Genomic DNA, 15,803 nt, shown 5'->3' on the forward strand with positions numbered 1-15,803 from the left:
CTCCTACGGTATCCGACTCAGTCCTTGCCCGCGGTCACCGCCGCGAAGCGCGTGCCGCCTTGCGGGCTGCGCAGCAGCAGCATGACCACGTCGCCGGCCTTGACCCCGCGCAACTGCTGGTTGAACGCAGCCACGCTGCCGACCGGGGTGCGGCCGACCTGCAGGATGATCAGGCCCGGTTGCAGCCCCGCTTCTATCGCCGAGTCGCCTTCGACGCCGATGATGCGCACGCCTTCGCCCGCTTTCAGGCCGAGTTGCTTGCGCACGTCGGGGCCAATCTCGGCCACGGCGATGCCGAGGATGTCCGAAGTGGCTGTGGCCGGCGCGCCGGGCGTCGAATCGTCGGAGTCATCGCCATTGGTGGCGACGTTGTCCTCGGTCAGGGCAGTCAGCGTGACCTCGACATTTCGCAATTTGCCGTCACGCAAAACTCCCAACTTGACCTTGGTTCCTGGCGGCATTGCGCCAATGATCGGCGGAAGCTCGCTGTAATCCGCTATTTCCCTGCCGTTAACCGACCGAATCACATCCATTGGTTCCAGCCCTGCCTTTTCGCCTGCGCCACCGGCGGTAACGCTCCCAATCAACGCACCACGCGTGTCGGACATGCCCAGGCCTTTGGCTTCTTCCGTGGTGATAGGCTGCAACCCCACGCCTATAAGCCCTCGCTCGACCCGCCCGGTCTTCTTCAACTGCTCCGCCGCTCCCATCGCCAGATCGATGGGGATCGCGAAGCTGATGCCCATGTAGCCGCCGGAGCGCGAAAAGATCTGCGAATTGATGCCGACCACTTCGCCGCTGGTGTTCAGCAGCGGACCGCCGGAGTTGCCCGGATTGATCGCCACGTCGGTCTGGATGAACGGCACGTAGCGCTGGTCCGCACCCTGGCTGCGGCCGACCGCGCTGACGATGCCGGCGGTGACCGAGTGGTCCATGCCGAACGGCGAACCGATCGCGACCACCCACTGGCCCGGCTTCAGTTTGTTGGAATCGCCGATGCGGATGCTCGGCAGGCCGGTGGCATCGATCTTCAGCAGGGCCACGTCGTACTGCGGATCGCCGCCGACGACCTTGGCCTTGAATTCGCGCCGGTCGGTCAACTTCACCGTGACCGTATCCGCGCCGTCGACCACGTGCTGGTTGGTCAGCACGTAACCGTCCGGCGAAATGATGAAGCCGCTGCCCGCCGACATGCCGCCGCGCGGTTGCTGCGGTCCCGGCATCTGGAAGCCGGGACCGAAGAAGCGGCGGAAGAATTCCGGCATTTCCTCGTCGTCGGGCATTTGCTGGCGCGACACCTTCTTCGGCGTGACCTTGGCTTCGATATTGACCACGCCCGGCCCCACTTGCTGCACCAGGGTGGTGAAGTCCGGCAGGCCGGTGACGATCTGCGGCGCGCTGCTCTGCGCGATGGTGCTGGCGATGGCGGCGGAAGCAGGCGCTGCGTCGGCGGCCGGACGCGCGCAGGCGGCAAGCGGCATGGTCAGCACCAGCAAGCCAAACAGGGGATTACGGACACACGGGTTCATCGAATGCATGCCTCGATTGGAGGTAACGGAAGGGATTGCGCTACGGGGCGGACGTTGGCCGCCCCGCTTCGTTCAGTCCTGCGGCGAATCCGGCAATTCCACCGGTGGGCTTTGCGGCAGCCGCGGCTGGAACGGATAGAACGCCTGCGTGCTGCGGTCGTTGCCATAGCTGGCGTTGAACGCGCCGCTGGCCGACGGATATTGCTGCAACACCGAACGCGGCCAGGGGCGCGCCGTGGGCTCGGTCGTGGCTTGCGTCGGACGGAACGGATCGTGGGCCTGGGGCGCGATGGCGACCAGCGCCGGCGCCGGAGCCTGCGTGCCGGTGGCACGTTCGCGCTGCGGCATGCGATTGGCGACACGGGCTACCTGCTGGTTACGGGTGGCGCTGCCGCGGCTGCTGCGATTGGCCTTGCGCGGGACGCTGGCGGTCGCGACGGCGGCTACGCTCGCAGTCGCCACGGCATCGCTAGCCGCCGGCGCTCCGACCGGGGCCACGGCGGGCGCCTGGCTGGCGACGGCCGGCGCCTCGGTGCTCTCTTCCGGTACCTGCTGGCGGGCCATGAACAGCGCGATCAGCGCGACCGATGCCGCCAGCGCGCCACCGCCCCACTTCGCCAGGCTACGGCGGGGGCGGCTGGCCACGGGCGCGGACACCGCGACCGTCTGCGTCTCGGCGGCGATCGCCGCGATCACGCGATCGGCGAAACCCGCCGGCGCCGGGGCATGGGCCTGGCCGCGCAGCACGTCGCCGCACAGTTGCCAGCGTTCCCAGCAGGCGTTGAGCTCGCCATCGTGCTGCAGCCGGCGCAGCAGGAAGCGCGCCTCGTCCGGCGACAGGTCGCCGTCGATCAGCGCGGAAAGCTGCAGGCGGTAATGCAATTCGAACTTGTCGGTGCTCATGGATGGCGGCTCATGGACTTCTGTTCAGGGGGCGCTTCAGGGGCGTCCCCGTTCACGGGTAGCGCTTTCGACATCGAGCAGCGGCCGAAGTTCCGCATCGATCGCCTCGCGGGCGCGGAAGATGCGCGAACGCACCGTGCCGATGGGGCAGCCCATCTTCTCGGCGATCTCGTCGTAGCTCAGGCCCTCGACCTCGCGCAGGGTGATCGCGGTGCGCAACTCCTCGGGCAGCGCCTCCACCGCCTTCATCACCGTGCGCTCCAGTTCCTGGCGCATCAGCTCGCGTTCCGGCGTGTCGGTGTCGCGCAGGCGCGCGCCGGTCTCGTACTGCTCGGCGTCGCTGGCGTCGATGTCCTCGCCGGGCGGACGGCGGTTATGGGCGACCAGGTGGTTCTTGGCGGTGTTCACGGCGATGCGGTGCAACCAGGTATAGAACTGGGCGTCGCCGCGGAAACTGCCTATCGCGCGGTAGGCGCGCAGGAAGGTGTCCTGGGCCACGTCCTGGGCCTCGCTCCAGTCGTGCACGTAACGGCCGACCAGCGCCACCACCCGGTGCTGGTACTTGCGCACCAGCAGGTCGAAGGCCGCGCTGTCGCCGCGCTGCACCCGCTTGACCAGTTCCAGGTCGAGTTCGGGCGAGGCCTGCCGCCCCTCGGCGGCCGGTTCCTGCGCGGTTGAAGCGGTGGATTCGGTTTTAATGACCATTTCGGCCATGCCGGGCCGTACTCCCTGTCGGCTCGGCGGGACCGGGCCTTGTGACCGCGCGAGCGCGGGAAAGTTCTGATGCTGGGATTACATCGCACGCGGCGGCGACGGGTCAGGCCCGAAAGGCATGGTCGCCGAGCCGCGGGCTCCAACCCCAGCATGGGGATTTGACGCGGGCCAAACAACCTCGGGATGATATTCGCCTTTCCATACGCAATCGGATGGTGCGGGCATGGCGGCGAATTTCGATGGGCTGCGGTTCAGCCACTGGCAGACCGAAGTGCGCGGGGACGGCATCGTCGTATTGTCCTTCGGCCGGCATGGCGCCAGCGTCAACGCCATTTCCCAGGACGTGTTGATCGAACTGGGCGAAATCATCGAACGCCTGGCGATCGATCCGCCGAAGGGACTGGTGCTGCGCTCTGCCAAGGCTTCGGGTTTCATCGCCGGCGCGGACCTGAAGGAGTTCCAGGAGTTCGACCGCAAGGGCACGGTCGAGGACGCGATCCGTCGCGGCCAGAACGTGTTCCAGAAGCTCGCCGAGCTGCCCTGCCCCACGGTTGCCGCGATCCACGGCTTCTGCATGGGCGGCGGCACCGAGATCTCGCTGGCCTGCCGCTACCGCGTGGCCAGCACCGATCCGTCGACCCGCATCGGCCTGCCCGAAGTGAAGCTGGGCATCTTCCCCGGCTGGGGCGGCAGCTCGCGCCTGCCATGGCTGGTCGGCGCGCCGGCGGCGATGGACGTGATGCTGAGCGGACGCACGTTGTCGGCCGGTGCGGCCAAGGCGATGGGCCTGGTCGACAAGCTCGCCGAACCTGCGCTGCTGGTCGACGTCGCCATCGGCCTGATCGCCTCGCGCCCGCAGCGCAGTTTCAAGCAACGCTTCACCGCCTGGGCCACCAATTGCTGGCTCGCGCGCAAGATCCTCGCCCCGCAGATGGCCAAGCAGGTCGCGCGCAAGGCGCCCAAGGCGCATTACCCCGCGCCCTACGCGCTGATCGCCAACTGGCAGCGGGCCGGCGGCAAGGGCATCCAGGGCCGCCTCGATGCCGAGCGCCGCGCCGTGGTGAAACTGGCCGGCACGCCCACCGCGCGCAACCTGATCCGGATCTTCTTCCTGACCGAGCGCCTGAAAGGCCTGGGCGGGAAGAGTCATGACATCAAGCATGTGCACGTGGTCGGCGCCGGCGTGATGGGCGGCGACATTGCGGCGTGGGCGGCGTACAAGGGCTTCGAAGTGACCCTGCAGGACCGCGAGCAACGCTTCATCGACCCGGCATTGACGCGCGCGCGGGGATTGTTCGAAAAACGGGTGAAGGACGAGGCCAAGCGCATCGATGTCGCCGCTCGCCTGAAAGGCGACCTCAACGGCGACGGCGTGCCGGACGCGGACCTGGTGATAGAAGCGATCATCGAGAATCCGGAAGCCAAGCGCGAGCTGTACCAGGCGCTGGAACCGCGCATGAAGCCCGACGCGCTGCTGACTACCAACACCTCGTCGATTCCGCTGACCGAATTGCGCGAACACATTGCGCGTCCCGCGCAGTTCGCCGGCCTGCACTACTTCAACCCGGTCGCGCTGATGCCGCTGGTCGAAATCATCCACCACGACGCGATGGCCGAAACGACCGGGCAACGCCTGGCCGCGTTCTGCAAGGCCATCGACAAGCTGCCGGTGCCGGTCGCCGGCACGCCGGGCTTCCTGGTCAACCGCGTGCTGTTCCCGTACATGCTGGAAGCCGGCACCGCCTACGCCGAAGGCATTCCCGGCCCGGTCATCGACAAGGCCGCGGTGAAATTCGGCATGCCGATGGGCCCGATCGAACTGCTCGACACCGTGGGCCTCGACGTCGCGGCCGGCGTGGGCCGCGAGCTGGCGCCGTTCCTAGGCCTGGCCGTGCCGGCTGCGTTGAGCAACGTCGAGCCCGGCAAGCGCGGCAAGAAGGACGGCCAGGGCCTGTACAAGTGGGTGGAGAACGAAAGGGGCAGCAAACCGGTGAAGCCGGAGGTGGCGAAGGACTATGCCGCGCCTTCCGACCTGGAGGATCGACTGATCCTGCCGTTGCTCAACGAAGCGGTGGCCTGCCTGCACGATGGCGTGGTCGCCGATGCGGACCTGCTGGATGCGGGCGTGATTTTCGGCACCGGCTTCGCGCCGTTCCGCGGCGGCCCGATCCAGTACATCCGCAGCGCGGGCGCCGATGCGCTGGTGGAAAAACTGAAGGTGCTGCAGGCGCGCTACGGCGACCGCTTCGCCCCGCGCCCCGGCTGGGATTCGCCGCTGCTGCGGCAGCCACCGGCCTGACATCCGCGCAGCATCGGCGATAATCGATCCGGGACCAGCCAGGCCCCGGAATCGTTCATCCCCTTCGCACAGGACTACGCATGTTCAACCTCAGCGCGCCCACCGCCGGCATGTTCTTCATCTCCCTGCTGCTCGGCGGCATCGGCGTAGCCGCGAAGCTGGGCTACATCCCGGCATTGGCCCCGCACGCGTTCTGGGTCGTCACTGCCGGATTGGCGGCGTTGTTGCTGGGCAACCTGTTCAAGGGATTATGACCGTAGGGTGGGCACGCTTTTCGTGCCCACCGCGCCAACCTCCGCAAGGCATGGAAGCCATCAATGTCGAACTACCGACGCACGAGAGTCGGCGGCGCGAGTTACTTCTTCACGCTGATCGCATACCGCCGCAGGCCCATACTTTGCGACGACATCGTTCGCCAAGCTTTGCGGAACGCCGTGGAAACGACTCGCAAGGAACACCCGTTCTCGATAGACGCATGGGTGGTATTGCCCGACCACCTGCATTGTATCTGGACGCTGCCGCCCGATGACGCAGATTTCCCGTTGCGCTGGTCCAAGATCAAACGTCGTACAAGCATGGCTTGTCGCGAAGCCTATCGCGATGATCATCTATCGACGCCGTCAAGGCGAAAACGACGCGAATCGACGTTGTGGCAACGCCGCTATTGGGAACACATGATCCGTGACGAAGACGATTTCGTCCGCCACATGGATTACATCCATTACAACCCGGTGAAGCACGGGCTAGCCGCCAAGGCCGGGGACTGGCCGTATTCGACCTTCCATCGGCTCGTTGCGAATGGCACGTATCCCGAGAACTGGGCAGGAGTAGCTGCCTATGGAGCCATCCGGGCAGGCGAGTAGCTGGATGGTGGGCACGAAGAGCGTGCCCACCCTACGTCGGCACTACATCGTATGCGTCGGCTTGTCTGAATTGAGCGAGCCCGCCAGCAGCGTCTCGATGCGGTTGCGCACCGCTTCGCCTTCGCCCGAGTCGGCGAACTGGACGCCGATGCCGGCGCTGCGGTTGCCTTGCGCGCCCACCGGCGTGGTCCACACCACCTTGCCGACCACCGGCAGGCGGTCGCTGGTTTCGGGCAGGCTCAGCAACAGGAACACCTCGTCGCCGAGGAAATACCGTTTCGGCGTGGGCACGAAGATCGCCCCGCCCTTCACCTGCGGCATGTATGCCGCATACAGCGCCGCCTTGTCCTTGAGCACCAGCGAGAGGATGCCCTGCCGTGCGCCTGCGCCTGCTGCCGAAGTCATCTGCCCTGCCCCCTGTCGTTTTCCATCGCGCCCCCGGCCGGCCCGCGCCAGCGCAGGAGCAGTTCCGCCACCGCCAGGTCCCCGCGCACCGTGGTGCGCAACAGGTCGCGGGTGCGGTTGGCCGCGTCGAACCACGCCGCCAGCTTGTGCAATCGGGCCGGATCGGTCAACCCGGCATCCGTCGCGCGCGCTAGCGCGAGGTCGGCTGCATGACGCAAACGCAGGTCGGCGTGCTCGTCGGCCGTCCAGCGTTGCGCGGTTTCCACCACGGCGGCTTCGCCACGCTCCAGTTTGTCGAGGTCGCCGGCGACCTGCCGGCGCAGGGCCAGGCCTTCGCCCTGTAGCCATTCGCTGGCCAGGCCCGGATGACCGCGGGCGAAATCCAGCGCTTCGTTCGCGGTCTTCTCCGGGAAACCCTGCCCCTGCAGCCAGGCCAGCGCTTCCTCGCGCGGCGGCAGCCTGAATTCCAGGCGCTGGCAACGGCTGCGGATGGTCGCCGGCAAGCGCATCGGTTCGGCGCTGACCAGCCACAGGTAACGGCCCGGCGCAGGCTCTTCAAGCGTCTTCAGCAGGGCGTTGAATGCGGAGCGATTGACCGCATCGGCCGGATCGATGATCGCAACCTGGGCGTGGCCGTATTGGGGGGTCAGCGCCAGCTTCTGCGACAGCTCGCGGATCTGCTCGATCACGATCTCGGTGCGCAGCTTGTCCCCGGTTTTGGTCGGGATGAACGAAATCAGCTGCAGGTCGGGATGCGTGCCGGCGTCGATCAGCTGCAAGTTGCGGTCGCCCGGCGCCGGTTCGCCACCGCACAGCACGTAGCGCGCCAGCCGTTCGACCACGGCGCGCTGGCCCAGCCCGCCCGGCCCGCAAACCAGCAGGCCATGGCCCAGGCGACCGGCCTGCAATGCAGCGACGGCCTGTTCATAGGCCCGTTGCTGCCAGGGCGCGAAGGCTCTGCTCACTTCGGCGCGTCCAGCCATTGCGAAACCGCCGCCGATACCGCGGCGGCGACCTGCGCCGGCGATTGCGCGGCGTCGATCACCCGGAAGCGTTGCAGTTCGGCCGCGGCGCGCCGGCGGAATCCCTCGCGCACACGTTCGAAGAAATCGTCCTGTTCGCTTTCGATCCGGTCCGGCCACAGGTCGCGGCCCGCGGTGCGGGCGCGACCTTCGCGGACGTCCAGGTCCAGCAACAAAGTCAGGCCCGGCTTCAGACCGACGGCGCGGCGCTCCAGCGCTTCGATCCACGCCTTGTCGAGGCCGCGGCCATCGCCCTGGTAGGCGTAGCTGGAATCGGTGAAGCGATCGCTGAGCACGAACGCGCCGCGCTGCAACGCCGGCCGCACCACTTCGCGCACGTGCTGCGCGCGCGAAGCGAACATCAGCAGCAGTTCGGTCTCCGGCGCCAACGGCTCGTCCTTCGCGTTCAACAGCAGTTCGCGGATGCGCTCGGCCAGCGGCGTGCCGCCCGGTTCGCGGGTGACGACGACCTCGAAGCCGCGCGCCTGCAGCAGGTCACGGATCGCGGCCAGCGCGCTGGTCTTGCCGGCGCCCTCGCCGCCCTCCAGGCTGATGAAATGCGGATGGCTGACCACGGCTTCGGTCATTGTTTCTTCGCTTCCGGCTCTTGAACGGCACGTTCGCGCGCGGCACGCAGTTGCTGCAGATAGCTTGCGACTGCGGCGTTGTGTTCGCCCAGCGTGGCGGTGAAGGCATGCCGGCCGCTGCCGTCGCCCAGGGCGACGAAATACAACGCGTCGCCGCCGGCCGGGTCGACCGCGGCCTTCAGCGAGTCGCGGCCAGGCATGGCGATGGGCGTCGGTGGCAGGCCGGCGCGCGTGTACGTGTTGTATGGCGTGTCGGCCAGCAGGTCGGTCTTGCGGATGTTGCCGTCGTAGGCGCTGCCGAGGCCGTAGATGACGGTCGGGTCGGTCTGCAACCTCATGCCCAGTTTCAACCGTCGCGAAAACACGCCGGCGATCTGGCGGCGCTCGTCGGGATTGCCGGTTTCCTTCTCGACGATCGATGCGAGGATCAGCGCCTCGTCGGCCGACTTCAGCGGAACGTCGGCATCGCGTGCGCGCCAGGCCTCGACCAGCGCCTTGTCCATCGCCGCGTAGGCACGCTTGAGCACGTCCAGGTCGCTTTCGCCACGCGTGTACACGTAGGTCTCGGGCAGGAAACGGCCTTCCGGGTGCTGGCCGGCATGGCCCAGCGCCGCCATCAGTTCGGCGTCGCTCATCTGCGCGGTCTTCTGCAGCAAGGGCGTGGCATTCTTAAGCAGAGTGCGCAGCTGGCGGATGTTCCAGCCCTCGACGATGGTGACGCGGTGCTGGATGACCTTGCCCTCGCGCATGTCCAGCAACAGCTGGCGCGGAGTCAGGCCGGGATCCAGCGCATATTCGCCGACCTTCAGCTGGCCGGCCACGTCCATGCGCCGCGCCAGCAACTGCCATTCGACGTCGTTGCCCTGGCGGATGCCGTGCTGGCGCAATTTGCGCAATACCTTGGCGAAGGAATCGCCCGGTTCGACCGACATGCTGTCGCCGGCATGCAATCCGGCGATGGGCTGGTCGGCGAAACGGTCGTAGCGCTGCCATATCCATGCGCCGAAGATCGCCGCGCCCAGCAGCACCAGCAGGGCGACGAGGACGATATTGCGGCAACCGCGTTTGCAACCTGACGCCACGGCGTGGGTCCTGTGGAATTCCGAGCCGGAAGGATACCTTGCCCGACCGTCAGCCCGACAAGGCGTTGAGCAGACCCCGGGCCTTGGCCCGGGTCTCATCCAGCTCGCGTTCGGGAACCGAGTCGGCGACGATGCCCCCGCCGGTGCGGAAGCGGACTTCGCGACCCCCGCTTTCGGCAAGCATGACCTCGGCGCTGCGGATCAGGATGTTCAGGTCGAGATCCCCGTCGCGATTCAGCCAGCCGAACGCGCCGGTATAGGCGCCGCGCGGGGTGCGTTCCAGCTCCGCGATGATCTGCATGCAGCGCACCTTCGGGCAACCGGTGATGGTGCCGCCCGGGAACACCGCGCGGATCGCCGCGCCCGGCGTCGCGTCGGCGCGCAGGCGGCCGCGCACGTTGCTGACGATGTGGTGGACGTGGGCGTAGCTTTCCACCGTCATCAATTCGTCGACCTCGACGCTGCCCGGCACGCAGACACGCCCCAGGTCGTTGCGCTCCAAGTCGATCAGCATCACGTGTTCGGCGCGCTCCTTCGGATGCCCGGCCAGTTCGCGGATACGCGCCGCGTCGTCGTCGCCGGCGAAACGCGGGCGAGTGCCGGCGATGGGCCGGGTTTCGACTACCTCGCCGCGCACCGACACCAGCCGTTCCGGCGACGAACTGGCCACCGCGCGGCCCGCGCCGACGAACAGGCCCGCGAATGGCGCCGGGTTGGCGCTGCGCAGCCGCGCGTACAGGGCCGTGGGATCGACCGGCGCGTCGAAGCGCGCATTCCAGCCGCGCGAGAGGTTGACCTGGAACACGTCGCCGGCGGCGAGGTAATCGAGGATGCGACCGACCCCGCGCAGGAATTCGTCGGGCGCGTCCTCGTCGATGCTTGCCGGCGTGCGCCATTCGGACGACGCCGGCGGCGGCGCGGACAGATCGGCCTCGACGAGGTCCAGCAATTCCGCATGCCCCACTTCGGCGACGGCGACGCAGTCGCCGGTGTTGCGGTCGCGCAATACCGCGGCCGGGCAGCGCAGCGCGACGGCCGACGGGAGCGCGTCGTCGCGGCGCGGGAGTTCCAGCAGCGGTTCGACCTGTGCGGCCAGTTCGTAATCCAGCAGCAAGGCCCAGCCGCCGCGGAACGGCCAGCGCGGCTCTTCGCGCGCGATGCGCTGCGCATGCCATTGCGCATCGAGCACATCGAGGAAATCCCCCTCGACGGGAGTACCGCCGAGGTCGCGCACGACGCCATCGGGCCCGAGCCGCAGGCCCTCGCCATTGCTTGCCAGCAACAGATCCCAGCGTCCGTGCGTGGTACCCGAGGCGACCGATTCCAGCAGCAACGGATAGCGCGCAGGCGCGCGCCGATGCAACGCAAGCAGGTCGGTATCGGGTGGGAGCGGGCGGGTTTCGATCATGTCAGCCGTCATTCCAGCGCAAGCTGGAATCCACCTTGCCTTTGCCTGTCAACGCATGTGGCTTGGAAACCAAGATGGATCCCGGCTTGCGCCGGGACGACGATCCATTATTCCGGCGGTCAGATGCGCTTGAACACCAGCGTGCCGTTGGTGCCGCCGAAACCGAAGCCGTTCGACACGGCCACGTCGATCTTGGCTTGGCGCGCGACATTGGGCACGTAGTCGAGGTCGCAGCCTTCGCCCGGATTCTCCAGGTTGATGGTCGGCGGAACGATTCCATGGTGGATCGCCAGCACCGAGAAGATGGCCTCGACGCCGCCGGCCGCGCCGAGCAGGTGCCCGGTCATCGACTTGGTCGAACTGACCATCAGCTTGTAGGCGTGCTCGCCGAAAGCGCGCTTCATCGCCAGGGTTTCGGCCACGTCGCCCAACGGGGTCGACGTGCCGTGCGCGTTGAGGTACTGGACCTGTTCCGGCGCCAATCCGGCGTCCTTCAGCGCCGCGGCCATGCAGCGCGCGGGGCCGTCGCCGTCTTCGCTGGGCGCGGTCATGTGGTTGGCGTCGGAACTCGCGCCGAAGCCGGCCAGCTCGGCGTAGATGCGCGCGCCGCGGGCCTTGGCGTGTTCGTATTCCTCCAGCACCAGCACGCCGGCGCCGTCGCCGAGGACGAAGCCGTCGCGATCCCTGTCCCACGGGCGCGAGGCGCGGGTCGGATCGTCGTTGCGGGTGGACATGGCCTTCATCGAACAGAAGCCGCCCACCGACGTCGGCGACGAACCGCGCTCCGCGCCACCGGCGACCATCACGTCGGCGTCGCCGTACTGGATCATGCGCATGGCCATGCCGATGGAATGGTTGGACGTGGCGCAGGCCGAGACCGCCGAGAAGTTCGGACCCTTGATGCCCTTGATGATGCTCAGCTGGCCCGGCAGCATGTTGATGATGGTGCTGGGCACGTAGAACGGCGAGATCTTGCGCGGACCGCCCTCGTGGTACTTGATGGTCTGCTCCTCGATGCCCAGCAGGCCGCCGATGCCCGAACCCAGGATCGCGCCGATGCGCTCGGCATTGGCTTCGGTGACCTCCAGGCCCGAGTCCTCCAGCGCCATGAACGAAGCCGCCAGTCCGTAATGGATGAACGGCTCCATCTTCTTCACGTCCTTGGGCGGGAGGAAGCTGGTCGGGTCGAAGTCGCGGATCTCGCCCGCGATGCGGGTGGTGAACGCGGAAGCGTCGAAATGGGTGATCGGGCCGATCCCGGAACGGCCGTTGACGATGCCATCCCAGCTACTGGCGAGGTCGTTGCCCAGCGGCGAGACGATGCCCATACCGGTGATCACGACGCGACGTTGGCTCATTGCGGTTTCTCCAAAGTTCTGTCCGCAGCGCGGCACGGCGCGGGCACGCTTCGCGCAAGCATGCGCCGCATATGCACGGGGCCGCGTGAGCGGCCCCGGCAATCCTTCACCCCGTCAGGCCTTCAAGCCTTGACGTGGGCCTTCACGTAGTCGATGGCCTGCTGGACCGAAGTGATCTTCTCGGCCTCTTCGTCCGGGATCTCGCACTCGAACTCCTCTTCGAGCGCCATCACCAGTTCGACCGTGTCCAGCGAGTCGGCGCCCAGGTCGTCGACGAACGACGCGCTGTTGGTGACTTCTTCTTCCTTAACGCCGAGTTGTTCGACGACGATCTTCTTGACGCGCTCTTCAATGGTGCTCATGTGTTCTCGCTCCAGACGGAGTTGGTGGTTGTTCGGTTTGCCATCGCAGGTCGACGGCACCGGGCATAGTTTAGAGTAAACATGCGATTGCGGGCAGGTGCTCGCAACCGCAATGCAATCAATCGCTTACGGGCGATTCGTGATCACGGCATGTACATGCCGCCGTTGACGTGCAAGGTTTCGCCGGTGATGTAACTGGCGGCAGGACTGGCCAGGAACGCGACCGCATGCGCGATGTCCGCCGGCTCGCCGAGGCGGCCCAGCGCGATCTGCCGCGACAGCGCCTGTTTCGATTCCTCGGGCAGGTCCTTGGTCATGTCGGTGGCGATGAAGCCCGGGGCGACCACGTTCACGGTGACGCCACGGCTGCCGATTTCCTTGGCCAGCGACTTGCTGAAGGCGATGATGCCCGCCTTGGCCGCCGCATAGTTGGCCTGCCCCGCGTTGCCGGTCACGCCGACCACCGAGGCGATGTTGATGATGCGGCCCTTGCGCGCCTTCATCATGCCGCGCATCACCGCCTTGCTGCTGCGGTAGACGCTGCTGAGGTTGGTGTCGAGGATGGCCTGCCATTCCTCGTCCTTCATCCGCATCAGCAGGTTGTCGCGGGTGATGCCGGCGTTGTTGACCAGGATCGACACGGGGCCGAATTCCTTGGCGACGGCGTCGATCAGCGCTTCGATCTGTGCGCCGTCGGCGACGTCGAGCACGCGCCCCGCTCCGCCCGTGGCGGCCAACCGTTCGGAGATCGCGGCGGCGCCGGCTTCGCTGGTCGCGGTGCCGATCACGGTGGCGCCCTGCGCGGCCAGTTCGTCGGCAATGGCCGCACCGATGCCGCGCGTGGCGCCGGTGACGAGGGCGATTTCGCCTTTCAATGGTTCAGTCATCGAGTTTCTCCAGAAAGCCTTCTTGACGCGGATTTGCGCGGATGGATGCGGATCAAAAGCATCTCATCCAAAAAGAGCTTGATCCGCGCCTGTCCGCGTCGATCCGTGTCCAAAAATCATTTCCACTCTTCCAGCGCGCCGGCGAAATCGGCCGGCGTGCCCAATGCGCGCGCGTCCAGCGCCTTGTCGATGCGCTTGACCAGTCCGGCCAGCACCTTGCCCGGCCCGCACTCGGCGATGCGCGTCGCGCCGCCCGCGGCCAGCGCCTGCACGCATTCGGTCCAGCGCACCGGCAGGTACAACTGGCGCACCAGCGCCTCGCGGATCGCATCGACCCCCTGGTGGACCTGCGCATCGACGTTCTGCACCACGGGCAGCCGCGGCGCGTGCCACTGCAGGCCCGCCATCGCTTCGGCCAGCCGGTTGGCGGCTTCGCGCATCAACGGCGTGTGCGAGGGCACGCTGACGGCCAGTTTCACCACCTTGCGCACGCCGCGCTCGCCCAGCAGGGCGATAGCGCGATCGACCGCCGCGGTGTCGCCGCCAATGACGATCTGACCGGGCGAGTTGTAGTTCGCCGGAACGACGACCTGCGAATCAGAAGCTTCCTTGCAGACTTCCGCGACCAAGGCATCGTCGGCACCGAGCACCGCCGCCATCGCGCCGACGCCGGCCGGTGCGGCCTCCTGCATCAGCTGGCCGCGCAGGCGCACCAGGTGCGCCCCGTCCTTCAGCGACAACGCCCCGGCGGCGACCAGCGCGGTGTATTCGCCCAAGCTGTGACCCGCCAGGCGCGACGGCATCGCGCCGCCCTGCTGCTGCCACGCGCGCCACACCGCGATGCCGGCGGCCAGCAGCGCCGGCTGGGTGTACTCGGTGCGGTTGAGCATTTCCTCGGGGCCGCCCTGCGACAGCGCCCACAAGTCGACGCCGGCGCCGTCGGACGCTTCGGCGAAAGCCTCGCGCACGACCGGATGCAATTCGGAAAGCTCGGCGAGCATGCCCACCGATTGCGAACCCTGTCCGGGGAATACGAAAGCGAGTTGCGCTGCGGTCACGCTGGATTCCGGCTGAAAAACGAGCGGCGATGATACGTTCAGACAAAGCGATTTGTCTGTACGAGTGCGTATCGTCGGGATTACGCCGCCATCACCGGCCGCTTACCGGTCGTGTGCTGGCATGGACGAAGGAGGTGGCACATGATCCGCAAACTGGCGTCCGGCGAATACCGCCTGTATTCGCGAAAACCCGATCCGGACACGGGCAAGCGGCGCAACCTCGGCACGTTCAAGACCCGCGCCGCCGCCGAAAGACACGAGCGCGAAGTGCAGTACTTCAAGCGCGCGAAGGGTTGAAGCCTAGTAACGCAGCAGCACCGAGCCCCAGGTGAAACCGCCGCCGAAGGCCTCGAGCAGCAACAACTGGCCGCGCTGCACCTTGCCGGAGCGCACCGCCTCGTCCAGCGCCAGCGGCACCGAACCGGAAGAGGTGTTGCCGTGCCTGTCGACGGTGACGATGACCTGCTCCATCGGCATGTCCAGGCGCTTGGCCGTGGCTTCGATGATGCGCAGGTTGGCCTGGTGCGGGATCAGCCAGTCGAGGTCGTGCTTGTCCAGGCCGTTGGCATCGAGCGCCTCGTCGACAACCGAATCCAGCGCCTTCACCGCATGCTTGAAGACCTCGTTGCCGCTCATCAGGATGCGTACGCCGGCGTTGGGCTGGTCCGGCTGGAAACCGGCGGAAACGCCGACCGGATTCCACAGCAATTCCTTCTTGCCGCCGTCGGCGTGCAGGTGGGTGCTGAGGATGCCGGTCTCGCTGTCGGCCTTCAGCACCACCGCGCCCGCGCCGTCGCCGAACAGCACGCAGGTGGTGCGCTCGGTCCAGTCGACCATGCGGGTCAGGGTTTCGCTGCCGATCACCAGCGCCGTCTTCGCCGTGCCGGCGCGGATGAACTGGTCGGCCGTGCTGAGCGCGAAGACGAAGCCCGAGCACGCCGCGTTGACGTCGAACGCAGGGCAACCGGAGGCGCCCAGTTTGTGCTGGATCAGGCAGGCGGTGGACGGGAAGATCAGGTCCGGCGTGGTCGTGCCGACGATGATCAGGTCGATTTCGGAAGCCTCGACGCCGGCGGCCTGCAAGGCCTTGAGCGCGGCCTGGTAGCCCAGCTCGCTGGTCGTCTCGCCTTCGCCGGCGACATGCCGCTCGCGGATGCCGGTGCGGGTGCGAATCCATTCGTCACTGGTATCGACGATCTTCGACAGGTCGTCGTTGGTCAGCACCTTGGCCGGCAAATGGCTGCCGGTTCCGGCGATGCGCGAATAAATACGTCCCGTTGCTGCCGGCTCGCTCATGCTTTCTCCGAATGGATGTCACCGCCCGGC

Annotated in this window: 17 protein-coding genes; 4 read left to right on the top strand and 13 right to left on the bottom strand. The window is 67.2% G+C overall.

All coding sequences use genetic code 11. From position 1 onward, the window contains the following. Positions 1 to 17 precede the first annotated feature (17 nt). From J5837_RS14765 to rpoE, 3 genes are all read right to left on the bottom strand, one after another. A complete protein-coding gene (locus J5837_RS14765) occupies positions 18 to 1,529 on the bottom strand; it encodes a DegQ family serine endoprotease (protein ID WP_210537519.1) in 1,512 nt (503 codons plus the stop codon). A gap of 72 nt (positions 1,530 to 1,601) precedes the next feature. Then, positions 1,602 to 2,432 carry a sigma-E factor negative regulatory protein gene (locus J5837_RS14770; protein ID WP_210537520.1) on the bottom strand — a complete coding sequence of 277 codons (831 nt, stop codon included), beginning with the start codon at positions 2,430 to 2,432 and terminating at the stop codon, positions 1,602 to 1,604. Positions 2,433 to 2,468: 36 nt separating this feature from the next. Beyond that, the gene (gene rpoE / locus J5837_RS14775) at positions 2,469 to 3,146 is read right to left on the bottom strand and encodes an RNA polymerase sigma factor RpoE (protein ID WP_244755970.1); all 678 of its coding nucleotides are present in this window, start codon (positions 3,144 to 3,146) and stop codon (positions 2,469 to 2,471) included. Between the two features lie 223 nt (positions 3,147 to 3,369). Between rpoE and J5837_RS14780 the strand changes: the two genes are divergently transcribed. The 3 genes from J5837_RS14780 to J5837_RS14790 all read left to right on the top strand — a co-directional run bounded on the left by J5837_RS14780 (position 3,370) and on the right by J5837_RS14790 (position 6,308). Then, entirely contained in the window at positions 3,370 to 5,445 is a 2,076-nt protein-coding gene (locus J5837_RS14780; RefSeq protein WP_210537521.1) for a 3-hydroxyacyl-CoA dehydrogenase NAD-binding domain-containing protein, read from the top strand. 80 nt (positions 5,446 to 5,525) lie between these two features. Next, positions 5,526 to 5,699, top strand: a complete 174-nt coding sequence (locus tag J5837_RS14785; RefSeq protein ID WP_210537522.1) for a hypothetical protein — start codon at positions 5,526 to 5,528, stop codon at positions 5,697 to 5,699. A 63-nt stretch (positions 5,700 to 5,762) separates the two neighbouring features. After that, positions 5,763 to 6,308 (top strand): REP-associated tyrosine transposase, encoded by a 546-nt coding sequence (locus J5837_RS14790; RefSeq protein ID WP_210537523.1) that lies wholly within the window; start codon positions 5,763 to 5,765, stop codon positions 6,306 to 6,308. 42 nt (positions 6,309 to 6,350) lie between these two features. On the opposite strand, the gene J5837_RS14795 is transcribed toward J5837_RS14790, so the two are convergent. The 9 genes from J5837_RS14795 to fabD all read right to left on the bottom strand — a co-directional run bounded on the left by J5837_RS14795 (position 6,351) and on the right by fabD (position 14,477). Then, positions 6,351 to 6,713, bottom strand: coding sequence for a PilZ domain-containing protein (locus tag J5837_RS14795; protein WP_210537524.1), 363 nt, complete (start codon positions 6,711 to 6,713; stop codon positions 6,351 to 6,353). After that, positions 6,710 to 7,678: a DNA polymerase III subunit delta' gene (locus tag J5837_RS14800; RefSeq protein ID WP_210537525.1), complete on the bottom strand. Its 969-nt coding sequence runs from the start codon at positions 7,676 to 7,678 to the stop codon at positions 6,710 to 6,712. The genes J5837_RS14795 and J5837_RS14800 overlap by 4 nt, the downstream gene beginning before the upstream one ends. Beyond that, positions 7,675 to 8,322, bottom strand: coding sequence for a dTMP kinase (tmk, locus tag J5837_RS14805; protein ID WP_210537526.1), 648 nt, complete (start codon positions 8,320 to 8,322; stop codon positions 7,675 to 7,677). Before tmk ends, J5837_RS14800 begins: the two co-directional genes overlap by 4 nt. Then, on the bottom strand, positions 8,319 to 9,404 hold the full coding sequence (gene mltG / locus J5837_RS14810; protein ID WP_342345555.1) for an endolytic transglycosylase MltG: 1,086 nt from the start codon (positions 9,402 to 9,404) through the stop codon (positions 8,319 to 8,321). Before mltG ends, tmk begins: the two co-directional genes overlap by 4 nt. Positions 9,405 to 9,453: 49 nt before the next feature. After that, complete coding sequence (locus J5837_RS14815) at positions 9,454 to 10,812, bottom strand: aminodeoxychorismate synthase component I (RefSeq protein WP_210537528.1); 1,359 nt, start codon at positions 10,810 to 10,812, stop codon at positions 9,454 to 9,456. Between the two features lie 119 nt (positions 10,813 to 10,931). Further along, positions 10,932 to 12,170, bottom strand: a complete 1,239-nt coding sequence (fabF, locus tag J5837_RS14820) for a beta-ketoacyl-ACP synthase II (protein ID WP_210537529.1) — start codon at positions 12,168 to 12,170, stop codon at positions 10,932 to 10,934. Between the two features lie 122 nt (positions 12,171 to 12,292). Continuing rightward, a complete protein-coding gene (acpP, locus tag J5837_RS14825) occupies positions 12,293 to 12,532 on the bottom strand; it encodes an acyl carrier protein (RefSeq protein WP_210537530.1) in 240 nt (79 codons plus the stop codon). Positions 12,533 to 12,675: 143 nt separating this feature from the next. Beyond that, on the bottom strand, positions 12,676 to 13,419 hold the full coding sequence (gene fabG, locus J5837_RS14830) for a 3-oxoacyl-ACP reductase FabG (protein ID WP_210537531.1): 744 nt from the start codon (positions 13,417 to 13,419) through the stop codon (positions 12,676 to 12,678). Positions 13,420 to 13,535: 116 nt separating this feature from the next. After that, positions 13,536 to 14,477 carry an ACP S-malonyltransferase gene (fabD, locus tag J5837_RS14835; RefSeq protein WP_210537532.1) on the bottom strand — a complete coding sequence of 314 codons (942 nt, stop codon included), beginning with the start codon at positions 14,475 to 14,477 and terminating at the stop codon, positions 13,536 to 13,538. 141 nt (positions 14,478 to 14,618) lie between these two features. Between fabD and J5837_RS14840 the strand changes: the two genes are divergently transcribed. Continuing rightward, positions 14,619 to 14,774, top strand: coding sequence for a hypothetical protein (locus J5837_RS14840; protein WP_210537533.1), 156 nt, complete (start codon positions 14,619 to 14,621; stop codon positions 14,772 to 14,774). Between the two features lie 3 nt (positions 14,775 to 14,777). Here the strand turns inward: J5837_RS14840 and J5837_RS14845 are convergent, their stop codons facing one another. After that, a complete protein-coding gene (locus tag J5837_RS14845) occupies positions 14,778 to 15,773 on the bottom strand; it encodes a beta-ketoacyl-ACP synthase III (protein WP_210537534.1) in 996 nt (331 codons plus the stop codon). Positions 15,774 to 15,803: the final 30 nt, after the last annotated feature.

The organism is Pseudoxanthomonas helianthi (assembly GCF_017939625.1).
GTDB classification, from domain to species: domain Bacteria; phylum Pseudomonadota; class Gammaproteobacteria; order Xanthomonadales; family Xanthomonadaceae; genus Pseudoxanthomonas_A; species Pseudoxanthomonas_A helianthi.